General features: G+C 65.5%; 5 protein-coding genes. All 5 read left to right on the top strand.

Annotation, left to right across the window (positions count from 1 at the left end):
* The coding region (locus A8G08_RS12570) for an HpcH/HpaI aldolase/citrate lyase family protein (protein ID WP_169823302.1) at positions 1-485 on the top strand (485 nt) is incomplete at its 5' end.
* The gene (locus A8G08_RS12565) at positions 482-1,240 is read left to right on the top strand and encodes a CoA transferase subunit A (RefSeq protein ID WP_068274245.1); all 759 of its coding nucleotides are present in this window, start codon (positions 482-484) and stop codon (positions 1,238-1,240) included. The genes A8G08_RS12570 and A8G08_RS12565, both read left to right, overlap by 4 nt.
* A complete protein-coding gene (locus tag A8G08_RS12560) occupies positions 1,237-1,887 on the top strand; it encodes a CoA transferase subunit B (protein ID WP_068274243.1) in 651 nt (216 codons plus the stop codon). The genes A8G08_RS12565 and A8G08_RS12560 overlap by 4 nt, the downstream gene beginning before the upstream one ends.
* Complete coding sequence (locus tag A8G08_RS12555; RefSeq protein ID WP_068274241.1) at positions 1,884-3,089, top strand: acetyl-CoA C-acetyltransferase; 1,206 nt, start codon at positions 1,884-1,886, stop codon at positions 3,087-3,089. Before A8G08_RS12560 ends, A8G08_RS12555 begins: the two co-directional genes overlap by 4 nt.
* A gap of 422 nt (positions 3,090-3,511) precedes the next feature.
* Positions 3,512-17,018, top strand: a 13,507-nt coding sequence (locus A8G08_RS12550; protein ID WP_157108544.1) for a non-ribosomal peptide synthetase, incomplete at its 3' end; no start/stop codon positions are given.

Raw genomic sequence — 17,018 nt, 5'->3', positions numbered from 1 at the left:
TCGGCGTGCTCACCGTGCCCGAGATCATGACCGCGCCGAACGTGATCGGGTCCATGTGGGGCGCGGAGGATCTCATCGCCGGTCTCGGCGGTAAGGCCAGCCGCCATGCCGACGGCACCTACCGCGATGTCGCCAAGCACATGCGCTCCACGACACTGCTCGCGGCGAAGAGCTACGGCCATGTCGCCCTCGACGGCGTCTACCTCAACATCCCCGACCTTGATGGTCTGCGCGCCGAGACCGAGGACGCGGTGGCCAGCGGCTTCGATGCCAAGGTGTCGATTCACCCCAGTCAGGTCGCGGTCGTGCGCGACGGCTACCAGCCCAGCGAGGACGAATTGGCCTGGGCCAAGCGGGTTCTCGAAGCTGCGAAGGGCGAGCGCGGAGTGTTCCAGTTCGAGGGGAAGATGGTCGACGCGCCGGTATTCCGGCATGCCGAGCAGATCGTGCGGCGCGCGGGCGCCACTGCAGAGGAGGTCGAATGAGTAAGGTCTACGAATCCGCTGCCGAGGCGGTTGCCGACATCGGTGACGGCGCATCGCTCGCCGTCGGCGGGTTCGGTCTGTGCGGCATTCCCACCGATCTGATCGATGCGCTTGCAAAGCGCAGCGTGAAGGATCTCGAAGTTTTCTCGAACAACTGCGGTGTCGACGAATGGGGTCTCGGAATCCTGTTGGCGGCCGGTCAGATTCGCCGCGTCACCGCGTCCTACGTGGGCGAGAACAAGGAGTTCGCGCGGCAGTACCTGTCCGGCGAGCTCGAGGTGGAACTCACCCCGCAGGGGACGCTCGCGGAGCGGATGCGGGCCGGTGGCGCGGGCATCCCGGCGTTCTACACGCCGGCCGGTGTCGGCACGCCCATCTCCGAGGGTGGCCTGCCGTGGCGGTACAACGCGGACGGTTCGGTCGCGATCGCATCGCCGCCGAAAGAGGTGCGCGTCTTCAACGGTGAGAAGTACGTCCTCGAGGAATCGATCTTCGCGGACTTCGCGTTGGTGCACGCCGAGGTCGGTGACACCGAGGGCAACCTGGTGTTCAACAAGACTGCGATGAACTTCAACCCGCTGGCGGGGATGGCCGGGAAGATCACGATCGCGCAGGTCGAGCGGCTCGTCGAGCCGGGCGAAATCGATCCGGGCCACGTGCACCTGCCGGGTGTTTTCGTGCAGCGCGTCGTGCACGCGGGCACCCACGAGAAGCGGATCGAGAAGCGCACCATTCGGACGGAGGGTGACCGATGAGCTGGAACCGTGACCAGATGGCGGCGCGCGCGGCGGCCGAGATGTGCGACGGCGAGTACGTGAACCTCGGCATCGGACTCCCGACGCTGATCCCGAGCCACCTGCCCCCGGGCGTGCGGGTGGTGCTGCATTCGGAAAACGGCATCCTCGGCACGGGTCCGTACCCGACCGACGACGAGGTCGACCCGGACCTGATCAACGCAGGCAAGGAGACCGTGACGGTCAACCCCGGAGCCGCGTTCTTCGACTCGGCGCTGTCGTTCGGCATGATCCGCGGCGGTCATATCGACACCGCCGTGCTCGGCGGCATGCAGGTCTCGCGCAATGGCGACCTCGCCAACTGGATGGTGCCTGGCAAAATGGTGAAGGGCATGGGCGGCGCGATGGACCTGGTGCACGGCGCCCGGCGCGTCATCGTGCTCATGGAGCACAACGACCGCGATGGCGGTCCGAAGATCGTCGAGCAGTGCACGCTTCCACTGACCGGACAGGCCGTGGTGCACCGCATCATCACCAATTTGGCGGTGATCGATGTGGTTGAGGGTTCGCTGGTGTTGCGTGAACTCGCGCCCGAGGTGACAGTCGAAGAGGTGCAGGCCGCCACCGGTGTAGAGCTGAAGATAGAACTCGAAGGGACGACAAAATGAGCAAGGACACTGTTTCCGTCATCGTCGCCGGGGCGCGTACCCCGGTCGGACGGTTGCAGGGCGGTTTGAAGGACCTGTCCGGGTCAGACCTCGGCGGCGTTGCCATCAAGGGCGCCCTGGAGAAGGCCGGCGTGTCGGGCGACCAGGTCGATTACGTGATCATGGGCCAGGTGCTGTCCGCCGGTGCCGGGCAGATGCCGGCCCGGCAGGCTGCTGTCGCCGGCGGGATTCCGATGAACGTTCCGGCGCTGTCGATCAACAAGATGTGCCTCTCCGGCATCGACGCCATCGCGCTCGCGGACCAGCTCATCCGGGCCGGCGAGTTCGAGGTCGTCGTGGCCGGTGGGATGGAGTCGATGACTCGCGCCCCGCATCTGCTCGAGAACAGCCGCGCCGGCTTCAAGTACGGCGATGTCACCATGCGTGACCACATGGCCTACGACGGTCTGCACGATGTGTTCACCGACCAGCCGATGGGCAGCCTGACCGAGCAGCGCAACCAGGAAGAAGACCAGCGCCTCACCCGCGAGGAGCAGGACGCGTTCGCCGCAGAGTCCCATCAGAAGGCCGCCCGTGCCTGGAAGGACGGACTGTTCGCCGACGAGGTCGTGCCGGTCACGATCCCGCAGCGCCGTGGTGAGCCCGTCGTCGTGAGCGAGGACGAGGGCGTCCGCGGGGACACCACCGTCGAGTCGCTGTCGAAGCTGCGCGCGGCGTTCGCGCCCAAGGACGGGACGATCACGGCCGGTAGCGCGTCGCAGATTTCCGATGGCGCCGCAGCGGTCGTGGTGATGAGCAAGGCCAAGGCGGAGGCGCTCGGGCTCAGCTGGATCGCCGAGATCGGTGCGCACGGCAACGTCGCCGGCCCGGATTCGACCCTGCAGTCGCAGCCGGCCCGCGCGATCGCTCATGCCTGCGGACGTGAGGGCATCGATCCGAAGGATCTGGACGTCATCGAGATCAACGAGGCGTTCGCCGCTGTCGGTATCGCCTCGACCCGGGAACTGGGCGTCGATCCGGCGAAGGTGAACGTCAACGGTGGCGCGATCGCGATCGGGCACCCGATCGGCATGTCGGGCGCGCGCATCACGCTGCACCTCGCGCTCGAACTGCAGCGCCGCGGCGGTGGCACCGGAGCTGCGGCGCTCTGTGGCGCCGGGGGTCAGGGCGACGCGCTCGTCCTGCGCGTGAAGTCGGCCTAATCCGCCCGATCAACAGCGAACCGCGGCCCTGCACCGAACACATTCGGTGCAGGGCCCGCGTGCGTGATATCCAGGCAAACCATGAAGGTGCTCGCGGCCCTCGTCCGGTTGAGGGGTGACAGGACGCTCTGTATTGGTCAGGTGTCCATGTTTGGGCACCGTCGGGCGTTGGGGGTGTGGATACCCGGCGGTACGCTGTTTCGGTGACCAAGCATGTTTCGCGAGCGCACCGTGGTGACTGTGCCCAATGCCCGCCGGTCGAGCTGTCGGGTGTGTAACGCGATCCGCTCGTCCGGAAGATAAACATCGGTGGACTTTCGCGGTCGACACGGAACGCGCCAGGTGCGGCGACTGGTTGCTTCCCACCGCATGTGGCCACTTGGTTGAGAACACACTCGGAAGTTCCGGAGAGGGGTTAAGGGTTGGACGAGCTAGCTTCGGACGGATCCAGCGAGGCTTCCCGAGTCGGGGATCAGCATTCCGCCGAGCCGTTTCCGCTCAGCCCTGCTCAGTTGGGAATGTGGTACGCCCAGCAGCTCGATCCCGACGTGCCGATCAACATCGCACAGTACGTAGATCTTCGCGGCGACCTTGATGTCGAACTCCTCGACCGTGTGCAAGCACAATCCGCGCGCGAGCTGAAGTCCGGCTTCGTCCGCATCATCGACGATGGTTCCGGCCCCCAGCAGATAATCGATTACGTCCAGGACGACACCCTGAAGTTGATCGATCTGCGCGACGAGGAGGACCCGGTCGCGGCCGGACTGGCATGGATGCAGGCCGAGTACAGCCGGCCGCTCGACCTCACGAAAGATCGTTTGCTGGAAGCTGCCGTGCTGCGGGTCGATGACGACCGGTGGTTCTGGTATCTGCGCAGCCACCACATCGCGCTCGATGGATTCGCCGCGGTCACCAACACCAACCGCATTGCGGCGCGGTACACCGCGGCCATCGAGGGCCATGACCCCGAACTGCAGCCGTTGGTGGAGCTGGACCAGCTGTATCGCGTGGAGAACGACTACCGCGACAGTTCCCGCTTCGCCACGGACAAGGCCTACTGGGCCGAGAAGGTGGCCGGGATGGAGGGCGGCACCAATCTCACCGGTCGCAGCGCCCGCCCCGCCCCCGTCAACGTCGTCAAGAGCGCCGCGCTCGGCGCCAGGCAGACACAGCGATACCAGGAATCGGTCGCGCGACATGACACTTCGCAGTCCGCGCTGCTCATCGCCGGCTTCGCCGCCTACGTCGGGCAGTTGACCGATTCGACCGACGTCATCCTCAGCTTGCCGGTCACTGCACGCACCACGGCACTGATGCGCCGCGCCGCGGGCACGGTGTCAAATATCGTGCCGCTGCGTTTCCACATCGACCGCGATACGACGGTCGCGGATCTGCTTCATATGGTCCAGACCGAGGTGTCCGGGGCTTTGCGGCACCAGCGCTATCGCAACGTCGACATCCGGCGCGATTCGCCCGCTGAGGATTCCGACCGCGTGTTTTTCGGCCCAGTAGTGAACATCATGATGTTCCGCAACGAGCTGCAGTTCGGCGAGATGGCGGGCCAGCTCAATATCCTCACTACGGGCACGATCGAGGACCTGGCCGTCAACTTCTACGAGTCGGTCTCCGATGCGCGCCTCCACATCGACTTCGAGGCGAATCCCAACCTCTACTCCGAGAAGGAAACTGCGCGTCATCACGAGCGGTTCCTACGCTTCTTCGACCGCTTCCTCGCTGCCGGATCCGATGATCGGGTGTCGAGCCTGCACGTGGTGAGCGACGACGAGCGTTCCATTGCGGTGCACGAGTGGAACGAGACCGCCCATCCGGTAGCAGACACCACCCTTGCGGCGTTGGTGGCCGCCCAGATCGCCGATACACCGGACCGTGTAGCGGTCGCGTTCGAGGGTGACACGCTGACCTACCGTGAGTTCGGGGCACGCGTGAACCGGCTGGCGCGTCGGCTCATCGCCGGAGGTGTCGGGCCGGAATCGCTTGTCGCCCTGGCCATGCGCCGCTCGATCGACCTCGTCGTCGCGATGCAAGCGGTGCTCCAGACGGGTGGCGCATACCTGCCGATCGACCCGGAACACCCGTCCGATCGCGTGGGCTACATCCTGCTTACATCGCCACCTGTCTGCGTACTGACCAATTCGCGAGACACCATCGACCTGCCCGACGAAGTGTCGACCCTGGCCATCGATACGATCGATCTCACTGGCTTCGATTCGTCGCCGATCACCGATGCCGATCGCACTGCGCCGCTGCGGCCCGACCACACGGCCTATGTGCTGTACACCTCGGGCTCGACCGGACGCCCGAAGGGCGTGGTGGTCAGCAATCGCGCGGTCGTCAACCAGGTGCAGTGGATGACCACGGAATTCGGTCTGTCCGCCGACGACGTTTATCTGCACAAGACCGCGGCGACGTTCGACCTGTCGGTGTGGGGCTTCTTCCTCCCACTCTCGGTCGGCGCGCAACTGGTGATCGCAAAGTGGGAAGGCCTCGGCGACACCGCCTACATCGCCGACACGATTGCCGCACGAGGTGTCACGGTCACCGACTTCGTGCCTTCGATGCTTTCCCTTTTCGCCGCTGAAGCCAGCGCAGCGCAATGCAATTCGCTGCGCCAGGTGTTCGTTATCGGCGAGACGTTCGCGCCGGAGACGGCTGCCGCATTCCGGGCGATGAGCAGCGCGCACGTCAATAACCTCTATGGTCCCACCGAGGCTGCGGTCAGCATCACGAACTGGCGGACCACCGCCGCCGACACCACGATCGTGCCGATCGGTCGGCCCGAGTGGAATTCCGAAGTCTTCGTGCTGGATTCGCATCTGCGCCCAGCTCCGGTCGGGGTCGCAGGTGAGCTGTATCTTGCGGGTAGGCAGTTGGCCACCGGCTACGCCGGGCGTGCGGACCTGACGGCGGAACGGTTCGTCGCGAATCCGTTCGGCGGGTCCGGCCTCAGGATGTACCGGACCGGCGACCTCGGCCGCTGGCGTGCAGATGGCGTACTCGAATACGTCGGCCGTGCCGACTTCCAGGTCAAATTCCGCGGTCTGCGTATCGAACTCGGAGAGATCGAGTTGGCGCTTCTGGCTCATCCGGCCGTCGGGCAAGCGGTGGTGCTGGTCATGGACACCGCGACCGGTCAACAGTTGGTCGGCTATGTGGTCGGCAGCAACGGCAGCGTCGTCGACGAAGGGGAAGTATCCCAGTCCGTCTCGACTACCTTGCCGAGCTACATGGTTCCGGCAAAGGTGATAGTGCTCGAAGCCATGCCGTTGAACGCCAACGGCAAGCTGGATCGCAAGGCTTTGCCTGCACCGGTTTTCACGGCTGATTCCGATCGTTTCCGTGCGCCGCGCACCCCCGTGGAGGAGATCGTCGCAGGTATCTTCACCGATGTCCTCGCAATCCCGCTGATCAGCATCGAGGACGACTTCTTCGATCTCGGTGGCAATTCGCTCGTTGCCACGCAGGTGATATCGCGCCTCAACGCCGCCTTCGGATTGCGGCTCGGCGTCCGGGAGATCTTCGAACTGCCGACTGTGGAAGGGCTCGCCGCCCGGGTTGCCGCCGCACCCGCGGTAGGGCGGCTGCCCGCATTGGTTGCCGGCCCACGTCCCGAGCGTTTGCCGCTTTCGATGGCGCAGCAACGCATGTGGTTCCTCAACCAGTTCGACCGCGAATCCACCGCCTACAACATCCCGTTCGCGTTGCGGCTCACCGGTGCCCTCGACGTAGCAGCACTTGCTGCCGCGTTGGGCGACGTGGTGACCCGACACGAGGTGTTCCGCACCATCTATCCAGAAACACCCAACGGACCGGTGCAGTTGGTGCTTCCCCCGGGGTCGGCGACACCGGAGCTGGAACTCACGGAAGTCGACGAAGCCGAGCTCATCCCCGCGCTGGTCGATTTCTGTCGCGTCGTCCTAGACGTGACCGTCGAGGCTCCGGTCCGGGTGCGGCTGTTCCGGAGTGCTCCCACCGAGTATGTGCTTGCCGTTGTGGTGCACCATATTTCGGGCGATGGATCGTCGATGGCACCGCTGGGCCGCGACGTGATGGCGGCATACGTAGCTAGGCTCGCCGGTCACGCACCCGAGTGGTCGCCGCTGCCGGTGCAGTATGCCGACTACGCCATCTGGCAACGCGAAGTGCTGGGTTCGGAAGGCGATCCCGAATCGCTGATCAGTGCTCAGACCGGGTACTGGGTGGATCAGCTGGCGGCGCTGCCCGATCAGATCGATTTGCCGCTCGACCGGCCGCGCCCGTCGGTCCAGTCTTTCGCGGGTTCGCGCGTAGCGGTCGAGATCGACGCGGAGTTGCACGCGGCGCTGATCGCGCTGGCGCATGCGCAGGGCACCACCCTGTTCATGGTCGTGCACGCGGCGTTGGCCGCCCTGCTTGCGCGGATGTCCGGTGGCGACGACATCGCTGTAGGCACGCCTTTCGCCGGCCGCGGTGAAGCCGAACTCGACGATGTCGTAGGCATGTTCGTCAACACGCTCGTTCTGCGCACTTCCGTTGATATGTCGGAGTCGTTCGCCGGGCTGCTGGCGCACGTTCGCGAGCACGATCTTGCCGCCTTCGGTCATGCTGACGTGCCGTTCGAACGTTTGGTCGAGGTGCTCAATCCCGCCCGGTCGACGGCTCGCCATCCGTTGTTCCAGGTGATGCTGGCGTTCCAGAATGTCGCCGAGGCGATCTTCGATCTGCCGGGGCTCACCGTTCAGGGCCTTGATGTCGACACCGGATCGGCGCAGTTCGATCTGCAGTTCATGGTGTCGGATACGTACGACACAGCCGGAGCGCCGCTCGGCATCCCGGGGTACGTGACCTTCGCCACCGATCTGTTCGATGCCGCGACGGTCGCAAGTCTGGTCGATCGATGGATTCGCGTGTTGCGAGTCGTGGCGCGCGATGCGGATATCGCGGTCGGCGACATCGACCTGGTCGGTACGGACGAACGGGTCGAAGTACTCGAGTCGTGGAATGCCACGGAGCATGTCCTCGACGCCTCGGACACCATGGCTGCCCTGCTCAGCCGGGCCATGCAGGACAACAGGGATGTCCCGGCTCTGGTCTCCGACGTCGCCGAGACGCTGAACTACGGAGAGTTCGCGTCGCGGGTGTTTCGGCTGTCCCGCTACCTGATCGAGATCGGTGTCGGACCGGAAACCCTTGTGGCGCTAGGTATTCGCCGCTCGCCGGAATTGATTACAGCGATGTATGCCGTCTTGGCCGCGTGTGGCGGGTATGTGCCGCTCGATCCGGATCACCCCGCCGGGCGTATCGACTACATCGTGGCGACGGCTGAGCCGGTGGTAGTGCTGACCACCATGAGGGACCGCATCGAATTGTCCGCGGCGGTACCGGTGGTAACCCTCGACGATCTCGATCTCGACGACTTCTCCGACGAGCCGCTCGCAGACGCGGAGCGCGTGGGACCGCTGCGACCGGACAACACCGCCTACGTGATGTTCACCTCGGGCTCGACGGGTCGGCCGAAAGGCGTTGCGGTAAGCCACCGATCGATGGTCAACCAGGTGCGCTGGATCATCGACCGGTATGACATCACGGCCGACGACGTTGTGTTGTGGAAGACGCCCTCGACGTTCGACGTGTCGGTCTGGGAGCTCTACGCGCCGACTCTGGTGGGTGCGCGGCTGGTGATCGCGGCGCCGGACGGGCATCGGGAGCCGGACTACTTGGCCGATGTCATTGCTGCACAACGTGTCACGATGACATCCTTTGTTCCGTCGATGCTCGCCGTATTCGCCCGGTCGGTATCTCGGTCGGCACTCGAGTCGATGCGAGTGTTGCTGGTCGCCGGTGAAGCGTTGCCTCTGCAGACAGTCAAGGATGTGCGGGGCGTCAGCGATGCCGAGGTGCACAACCTCTATGGCCCGACTGAGTTCACCGTCCATGCGACCCATCAGGAGGCCCGGGACGGGCTCGACGGCGCAGGCGTTCCGATGGGTGTGCCGGTCTGGAACGCACAGGCCTACGTTCTCGATTCCCGGTTGGGTCTGACTCCCGTCGGCGTTGCGGGTGAGCTGTACCTGGCCGGCGTGCAGGTCGCGCGCGGCTATCACGGCCGCCCCGATCTGAGTGCAGAGCGGTTCGTCGCCAATCCGTTCGGTGCCGGTGGCGGACGGATGTACCGCACCGGAGACCTGGTCCGCTGGAACCGGTCCGGCGAGCTCGAATACTTGGGCCGCACCGACTTCCAGGTGAAGGTCCGCGGGCTTCGGATCGAGCTCGGCGAAATCGAGTCGGTGCTGTCCCGAGTGCCCGAGATCCGCCAGGTGTCGGTGCTCGCATCCCGAGATCCACGGATTGGTGACCAGCTCGTTGCTTATCTGGTTCCCACGCCCGGGGCGGCGCTGAATACGCAGCGCGTGCGAGACCAGTTGGCCGAGAGCCTCCCGGCGTACATGGTCCCGGCCGCATTCATCGTGTTGGATGCGTTGCCGCTCAACGCGTCCGGCAAGCTCGACCGTAAGGCGTTGCCTGCGCCCATTTTCGAGGCGAAGGTCTTCCGGGCGCCGTCGACGCCGATCGAGGAGATCGTGGCCGGCGTGTTTTCCGCGGTCCTCGGAATCGAAAGGGTCGGCGCGGACGACGACTTCTTCGAACTCGGGGGCAACAGTCTGTTGGCAGCGCAGGTCGCGTCGCGACTCGGCGCCGCGCTGGACACCCGTGTCGCCGTGCGCACGATGTTCGAGGCGCCCACGGTGGCGAGGCTCGCCGCCCGCGCGGAGTCCCGTGTCGAGGGTCGCCGAATTCCTCTGCAGCGGTGGGAACGTCCCGAGCGCATTCCGCTCTCGATGGCACAGCAGCGGATGTGGTTCCTCAACCGCTTCGACAGCCGGTCGGCCGTTTACAACCTGCCGGTCGCTCTGCGGTTGGTCGGCGACCTCGATGTCGCGGCCCTCCAGATAGCCTTCATCGACGTTATCGATCGGCACGAGTCGTTGCGCACAGTGTTCCCGGACGGACCGACCGGACCCGAACAGCTGATTCTCGATGCGGCGCAGATCGTCCCGAATCTGACTCCGGTACCTAGCGCAGAGAATGAGCTCGCCGACAGGATCGCGGAGCTCGCGATGGTGGGCTTCGACGTCACCTCCGAGGTTCCGCTGCATGCGCAGCTCTTCGAAATCAGCCCAACGGAATTCGTGCTGGCGATGGTGGTTCATCACATCAGCGCGGATGGCTGGTCGATGGCCCCGCTGGCGCGCGACGTGATGACCGCGTATGCCGCTCGCGCCGCGTGGGAGGTGCCGGGCTGGGCGCCACTGTCGGTGCAGTACGCGGACTACGCGCTGTGGCAGCGAGAGATTCTCGGCGCCGACGATGACCCGAATTCCCTGATCAGTACCCAGACCGCCTACTGGCGCGACCAGCTGCGGGACCTGCCGGACCAGTTGGACCTGCTCTTGGACCGACCCCGACCTGCGGTGCAGTCGTTCGCCGGTGCGCGGATGCCGGTGCAGATCGACCCCGAGGTACATGCCGGGCTGATTTCGGTCGCGCATTCGAAGGGCGCGACGTTGTTCATGGTCGTGCACGCCGCGCTCGCGGTTCTCCTGGCGCGAATGTCGGCCAGCGACGATATCGCGATCGGTACGCCGTTCGCCGGCCGCGGCGAGGCCGAACTCGACGACCTGATCGGCATGTTCGTGAACACCTTGGTGTTTCGAACGAAGGTCGACGCGGGTGAGTCATTCGCGGAATTGCTGCGCAGGCAGAAGGAAACCGATCTCGCCGCGTTCGGCCACGCGGACGTGCCTTTCGAACGTCTGGTTGAGGTGCTCAACCCCGCGCGGTCGCAGGCCCGCCATCCCTTGTTCCAGGTGGGGTTGTCGTTCCAGAACCTGGCACAGACCGTATTCGAGCTATCGGGCCTGGTGGTCTCCGGGGTCGAACTGGATTCAAGGCTCTCCCAGTTCGATCTTCACGTGATCGTGTCGGATCGCTACGAGGACGACGGCTCGCCTGCTGGTATCGGCGGATACGTCACGTATGCCACGGATCTCTTCGACGCGACAACCGTTTCCGGTCTGATCGACCGGTGGGTTCGTGTGCTTACTGCCGTGGTCGCCGACGGCGAAGCCCCCGTCGGGGATATCGCTCTGTTGACACCCAACGAACGTGAACTGGTGGTCGGCGGATGGAACGACAACGCCGCGGTGGTGGATCGCTCGGCGACGCTGGTTTCGCTATTCCAGGCGCAGGTGGGGCGGACGCCCAGCGCGATAGCGGTGGTCTTCGAGGGTGTGGCGCTGACCTACGCCGAGTTTTCCGGCCGCGTCAATCGCCTTGCGCGCCACCTGAATTCGCTCGGGGTCGGCCCTGGGTCGTTGGTGGCCCTGGGCATGCGGCGTTCGTTGGATCTGGTGGTCGGCATGTATGCGGTCAGCGTCGCCGGTGCCGGCTACGTGCCGTTGGACCCGGATCATCCGGCCGAGCGCACCGAATACATTCTCGATATTGCCCGCCCGGTGTGCGTATTGACCTGTGCGCGCGACGATTTTGCCGTCCCCGGCGACTTCGCAGTCGTGCCCGTCGATACCGTCGATCTTTCGGGCTACGCGTCGACCGCGCCTGCGATCGAGATCCGCGCGGACGACACGGCCTACGTCATCTTCACCTCGGGATCGACCGGTCGCCCGAAGGGCGTAGCGGTCAGCCACCGGGCAATTGTCAACCGCTTGGTGTGGATGCAGGACGAGTACAACCTCGACGACACCGATGTCGTAATGCAGAAGACGCCTGCCACCTTCGATGTGAGCGTGTGGGAGTTCTTCTGGCCGTTGCAGGTTGGTGCGCGATTGGTCGTAGCGCAACCGGACGGTCACCGCGACCCGGCGTACCTGATCGACCTGATCCGGTCCGAAGCGGTGACGACGCTGCACTTTGTGCCGTCGATGTTCAGCGTCTTCGTGGCGCAGCTCGACGACGTCGGTACGGCAGGGGTGGCGTCGCTGCGACGGGTGTTCGCCTCGGGCGAGGCGTTGCCTGTGGGAGTGGCACAGCGGCTGCGGCGGCTGACGCGGGCGGCGGTGCACAACCTGTACGGGCCGACCGAGGCCGCGGTCGACGTCACCTATCACGAAGTCACCGACGCCGATCTCGTGACCATGCCCATCGGCGCCCCGGTCGCGAACACTCAGGTGTATGTGCTGGACGAGCGGATGCATCCGGTGCCGCCGGGCGTGGCCGGCGAGTTGTACCTGGCTGGCGCGCAGCTCGCGCAGGGCTACGTTGCGCGCCCGGATCTGACAGCGGATCGGTTCGTGGCGAATCCGTACGGTGCGCCCGGCACCAGGATGTACCGCACCGGTGACTTGGTGAAGTGGATGCGGGTACCGTCTGGTCGCTCCATGGGCTTCGCTCGCGGCGAACTGGAGTACCTGGGCCGCACCGATTTCCAGGTGAAGTTGCGTGGCCTGCGCATCGAGCTGGGCGAAATCGAGACGGCACTGATCGGGCTGGATGTTGTCGCGCAGGCTGTCGTGGCGGTGCACGCCGATTCCACTGTCGGTGAGCAACTCGTCGGGTACGTTGTGCCCGCGCCCGGCGCCACGGTGATCAGTGACGACCTCCGTGCCGCGTTGGGCGGTCGACTGCCGGCGTACATGGTGCCGTCGGTGATCATGGTTCTCGATGTGCTGCCGCTGAACGCCTCCGGCAAGCTGGACCGAAAGGCGTTGCCGGCGCCGGTATTCGAGTCCAAGGTATTCCGCGCGCCCTCCACCCCGATCGAGGAGATCGTTGCCGGCATCTACACTGAGGTGCTCGGAATCCAGGGGACGGATGGCAGCCGGACCCATGTCGGCGCGGACGACGACTTCTTCGAACTCGGCGGCAACTCGCTGATCGCCACTCAGGTGGTGGCGCGGCTGGGTGAGGCATTGAGCACCCAGATTCCGGTGCGTGAACTGTTCGAAGCACCGACGGTTGCCGCACTCGCTGCGCGCATCGAGTCGCACGCCGGCGCCGGAGCGCGCGCGGCGCTGACACGTCGCCCCCGCCCCGAGCAAGTTCCGTTGTCGCTTGCGCAACAGCGGATGTGGTTCCTCAACCAATTCGATACCGGCTCGGCGGTCAACAACATTCCGGTGGCAATGCGGTTGTCGGGGCCTCTCGATGTCATCGCACTGCAGGCCGCGGTCGCTGACGTCGTCGCCCGGCACGAGGTCTTGCGCACGATCTACCCCAACTCGCCGTCCGGGCCGCACCAGCTGATCGTTCCGATCGTCGATGCAGTGCCGGATCTCACTCCGCTCCCGCTGACAAGGCCGGAATTGCCCTCGGCCATCGTTGCTTTCGTGTCCGCAGGCTTCGACGTCTCCATCGACGTTCCGGTCAGGGCGCGGCTGCTTCAGGTTCGCGGGGACGAGCACGTGCTGGTGTTCGTCGTGCACCACATCAGTGCCGATGGCTTCTCCGTTGCTCCGTTCACCCGCGACCTGATGGTCGCCTACGCCTCCCGCATGAATGGCGACTCTCCCCAATGGGAGCCGTTGCCAGTGCAGTATGCGGACTTCACGCTGTGGCAGCGGGAGATGCTGGGCTCCGAAGAGGATCCATCATCGCTCATCGCCGAGCAGCTGTCCTTCTGGCGCGACAAGTTGGCCGGTATCCCCGACCAGCTCGAGCTGCCCACAGACCGGCCGCGCCCAGCGGTGGCCACCGATGCAGGTGCGGCCTACGAATTCGCCATTCCGGCCGCAACGCATTCGGCATTGACAAGGCTCGCCCGCGCGCAGAACTCGACCGTCTTCATGACGACGCATGCCGCGCTCGCAGTGTTGCTGCACCGGCTTTCGAGTAGTTCCGACATCACGGTCGGCACCCCAGTCGCCGGACGCGGCGAAGCAGCGCTCGACGATCTGATCGGCATGTTCGTCAATACCCTCGTGTTGCGCACACAGGTCGATTCGGGGATGTCCTTTGCAGACCTGCTGTCTGCCGTACGGGAAATGGACCTGGCGGCGTTCGGACATGCCGACGTACCGTTCGAGCGGTTGGTTGAGGTGCTCAACCCGGTGCGCTCGCAGGCACGGCACCCACTGTTCCAGGTGATGCTGTCGTTCCAGAACCAGCAGCGGCCCGAGCTCGAGCTCGAGGGTCTGCGGATCAGCGGGCTGCCGACCACCGACAACACCGCCAAGTTCGACCTGCAGCTGACGCTTGTCGACCAGTACGACCAGACCGGCAACCCTGCCGAAATGCAGGCGATACTCGCCTATTCGACCGACCTCTTCGACCACGCCACGGTGGTCGGATTCGCGCGTCGCTTCCTGCGCGTGCTTGCCGCTGTGGTCGCCGATCCCAACGTGCCCGTCGGGGACATCGACCTACTCGAGGTTGTCGAGCGCGGCCTCGTTACGGATGAATGGAATCGGACCGGGCACGCCCTCAAATCGGGCGATACCGTCATGTCGCTGTTCGAACGTCAGGTCGTCGCGGCGCCGGATGCGCCGGCGGTGTCGTTCGGCGGACGAGAACTCAGCTATCGCGAGTTCGCTGAACGCGTCCACCGGCTTGCACGCCGCCTGATTCTGGAAGGAGTCGGGCCGGAGTCGCTGGTCGGGCTCGGGTTGCGTCGCTCCACCGACTTGGTGGTCGCGATTTACGCCGTGCTCGAGGCAGGTGGCGCCTACGTGCCGCTGGACCCGGATCATCCGCCCGAACGAATCGCGCACATCCTCGACACCGCCCGGCCGGTGTGCATCCTCACGGCGGGCGGCGAACAATTCGCTGTCCCCGCAGGCGTGCGCACCATCCAGGTGGACACGGCGCCGCTGGACAAGTTCTCCTCGGAGCCGATTCGCGACGAAGAGCGGCTCGGAATGCTCCGGCCGGACAACACCGCATACGTGCTCTTCACGTCCGGCTCCACCGGACGACCGAAGGGTGTTGCGGTATCGCACCGTTCGGTGCACAACCAGGTCAGCTGGATCACCGACCGATTCGGTATCGGCGCCGACGACGTAGTGCTGTTCAAGACGCCGCCGACTTTCGACGTGTCGGTGTGGGAAATCTACGGCCCGCTCGTGACGGGCGGCCGCATGGTAATTGCCACACCGGACGGCCACCGCGATCCGGCGTACCTCGCCGAAGTGATCGCCGCACAACGAGTGACGCTGACCTCGTTCGTGCCGTCGATGTTGTCGGTTTTCGCGCGCAGTGTCGCGACCGATTCCGTCGACTCGCTTCGCGCTCTCCTCGTCGCCGGCGAGGCGTTACCGGTCGAGACCGTTGCCGCAGTGCGCCGTGTGACGGCCGCCGCGCTGCACAACCTCTACGGTCCAACCGAATTCACTGTGCACGCGACGGAATACGCTGTTCCCGAGGGCGGCGTCTCGGTGCCGATCGGCAGCCCGGTCTGGAATACCCAGACGCTGGTGCTCGATGCCCGGCTCCATCCCGTACCACCGGGCGTGGCCGGCGAGCTTTACCTCGCCGGAATCCAGCTCGCACAGGGTTACGTCGCACGTCCCGACTTGACCGCGGACCGTTTCCTGCCCAACCTGTTCGGTTCGCCGGGTGAGCGCATGTACCGCACCGGCGATCTGGTGAGGTGGGTCGGGTCGGGCGATTTGGAGTACTTGGGCCGCACCGACTTCCAGGTGAAGTTGCGTGGGCTGCGCATCGAGCTGAGCGAGATCGAGTCCGCGCTCCTGACAGATCCTTCGGTCGCGCAAGCGGTGGCCGTGATCCATTCGGACCCGCACTCCGGTGAGCAACTGGTGGCCTATGTGGTGCCGAACAATGCCCGTGCCGCATCCCCGGAATGGCTGAAAAATGTTGTGGCGCAACAGTTGCCTTCGTACATGGTGCCGGCGGCCATCGTTGTGCTCGACGAACTGCCGCTGAACCCGTCGGGCAAGCTGGACCGCAGGGCGCTGCCGGCCCCGCTCATCGTTGCAAAGGCGTATCGCGCCCCGTCGACGCCGATCGAGGAGATCGTCGCCGAGGTGTTCGCCGAGGTGCTCGGCCTGGAACGGGTCGGCGCGGACGACGACTTTTTCGAACTCGGCGGCAACTCGTTGATCGCCACGCAGGTGGCCGCGCGTGTGGGCGCTGCGTTGGATACGCAGGTTCCCGTGCGTGTGCTCTTCACGGCGTCCACCGTGTCCGCACTGGCGGCGCGCGCGGAGTCACTTGCCGGTGCCGGCCGGCGGGCACCGTTGGTCGCCGGCGAGCGTCCCGACCGTGTGCCCTTGTCCCTCGCACAGCAGCGGATGTGGTTCCTCAACCGGTTCGACCCGGCATCCGCCTCCAACAACATCCCGATCGCGGTGCGGCTGAGCGGCGAACTCGATGCCGACGCCATGCGCGCCGCCTTCGTCGATCTGGTGACCCGGCACGAGTCGCTGCGCACCGTGTACCCGGATATCGCGGGCACGGGCTATCAGGTGGTCGTGCCGGTGAACGAACTACGCATCGACGTGGAAGTCGAACCGGTGCAAGCCGATTCGCTCACCATGCGGATCGTGGAGGTCGCATCCATCGGCTTCGACGTCGCCACCGAGCTCCCGTTCCGGGCGCGTTTGCTGCGGCTATCGGCCACCGACCACGTGATCGTGGTGGTCTTGCACCACATCAGCGCCGACGGCTTCTCGCTCGGGCCGCTGATGCGAGACGTGATGGTCGCATATGTCTCGCGCAGCCAGGGCGAAGCACCCAGCTGGAAGCCGCTCGACGTCCAGTACGCCGACTACGCGGTGTGGCAGCGCGCTGTGCTTGGCGCCGAGGACGACCCGATGTCCTTGATGTCCAAGCAGATCGACTTCTGGACCGGCACGCTGCAGGACCTGCCGGATGTGCTGGAACTGCCCGCCGATCGGCCGCGTCCGGAGGTCGCGAGCAACCGCGGGCGGGTATTCGATTTCCGGATCGATGCCG

The organism is Aldersonia kunmingensis, from assembly GCF_001646865.1.
GTDB classification, from domain to species: domain Bacteria; phylum Actinomycetota; class Actinomycetes; order Mycobacteriales; family Mycobacteriaceae; genus Aldersonia; species Aldersonia kunmingensis.
Note: the sequence above shows the minus strand (reverse complement) of the source record. Positions and strands in the feature narration are given on the sequence as shown.

What these genes read in the sequence shown, in the direction of transcription:
- A8G08_RS12565 (WP_068274245.1), top strand. Translation starts at nt 482, where the DNA reads ATGAGTAAGGTCTACGAATCCGCTGCCGAGGCGGTTGCCGACATCGGT.
- A8G08_RS12560 (WP_068274243.1), top strand. Translation starts at nt 1,237, where the DNA reads ATGAGCTGGAACCGTGACCAGATGGCGGCGCGCGCGGCGGCCGAGATG.
- A8G08_RS12555 (WP_068274241.1), top strand. Translation starts at nt 1,884, where the DNA reads ATGAGCAAGGACACTGTTTCCGTCATCGTCGCCGGGGCGCGTACCCCG.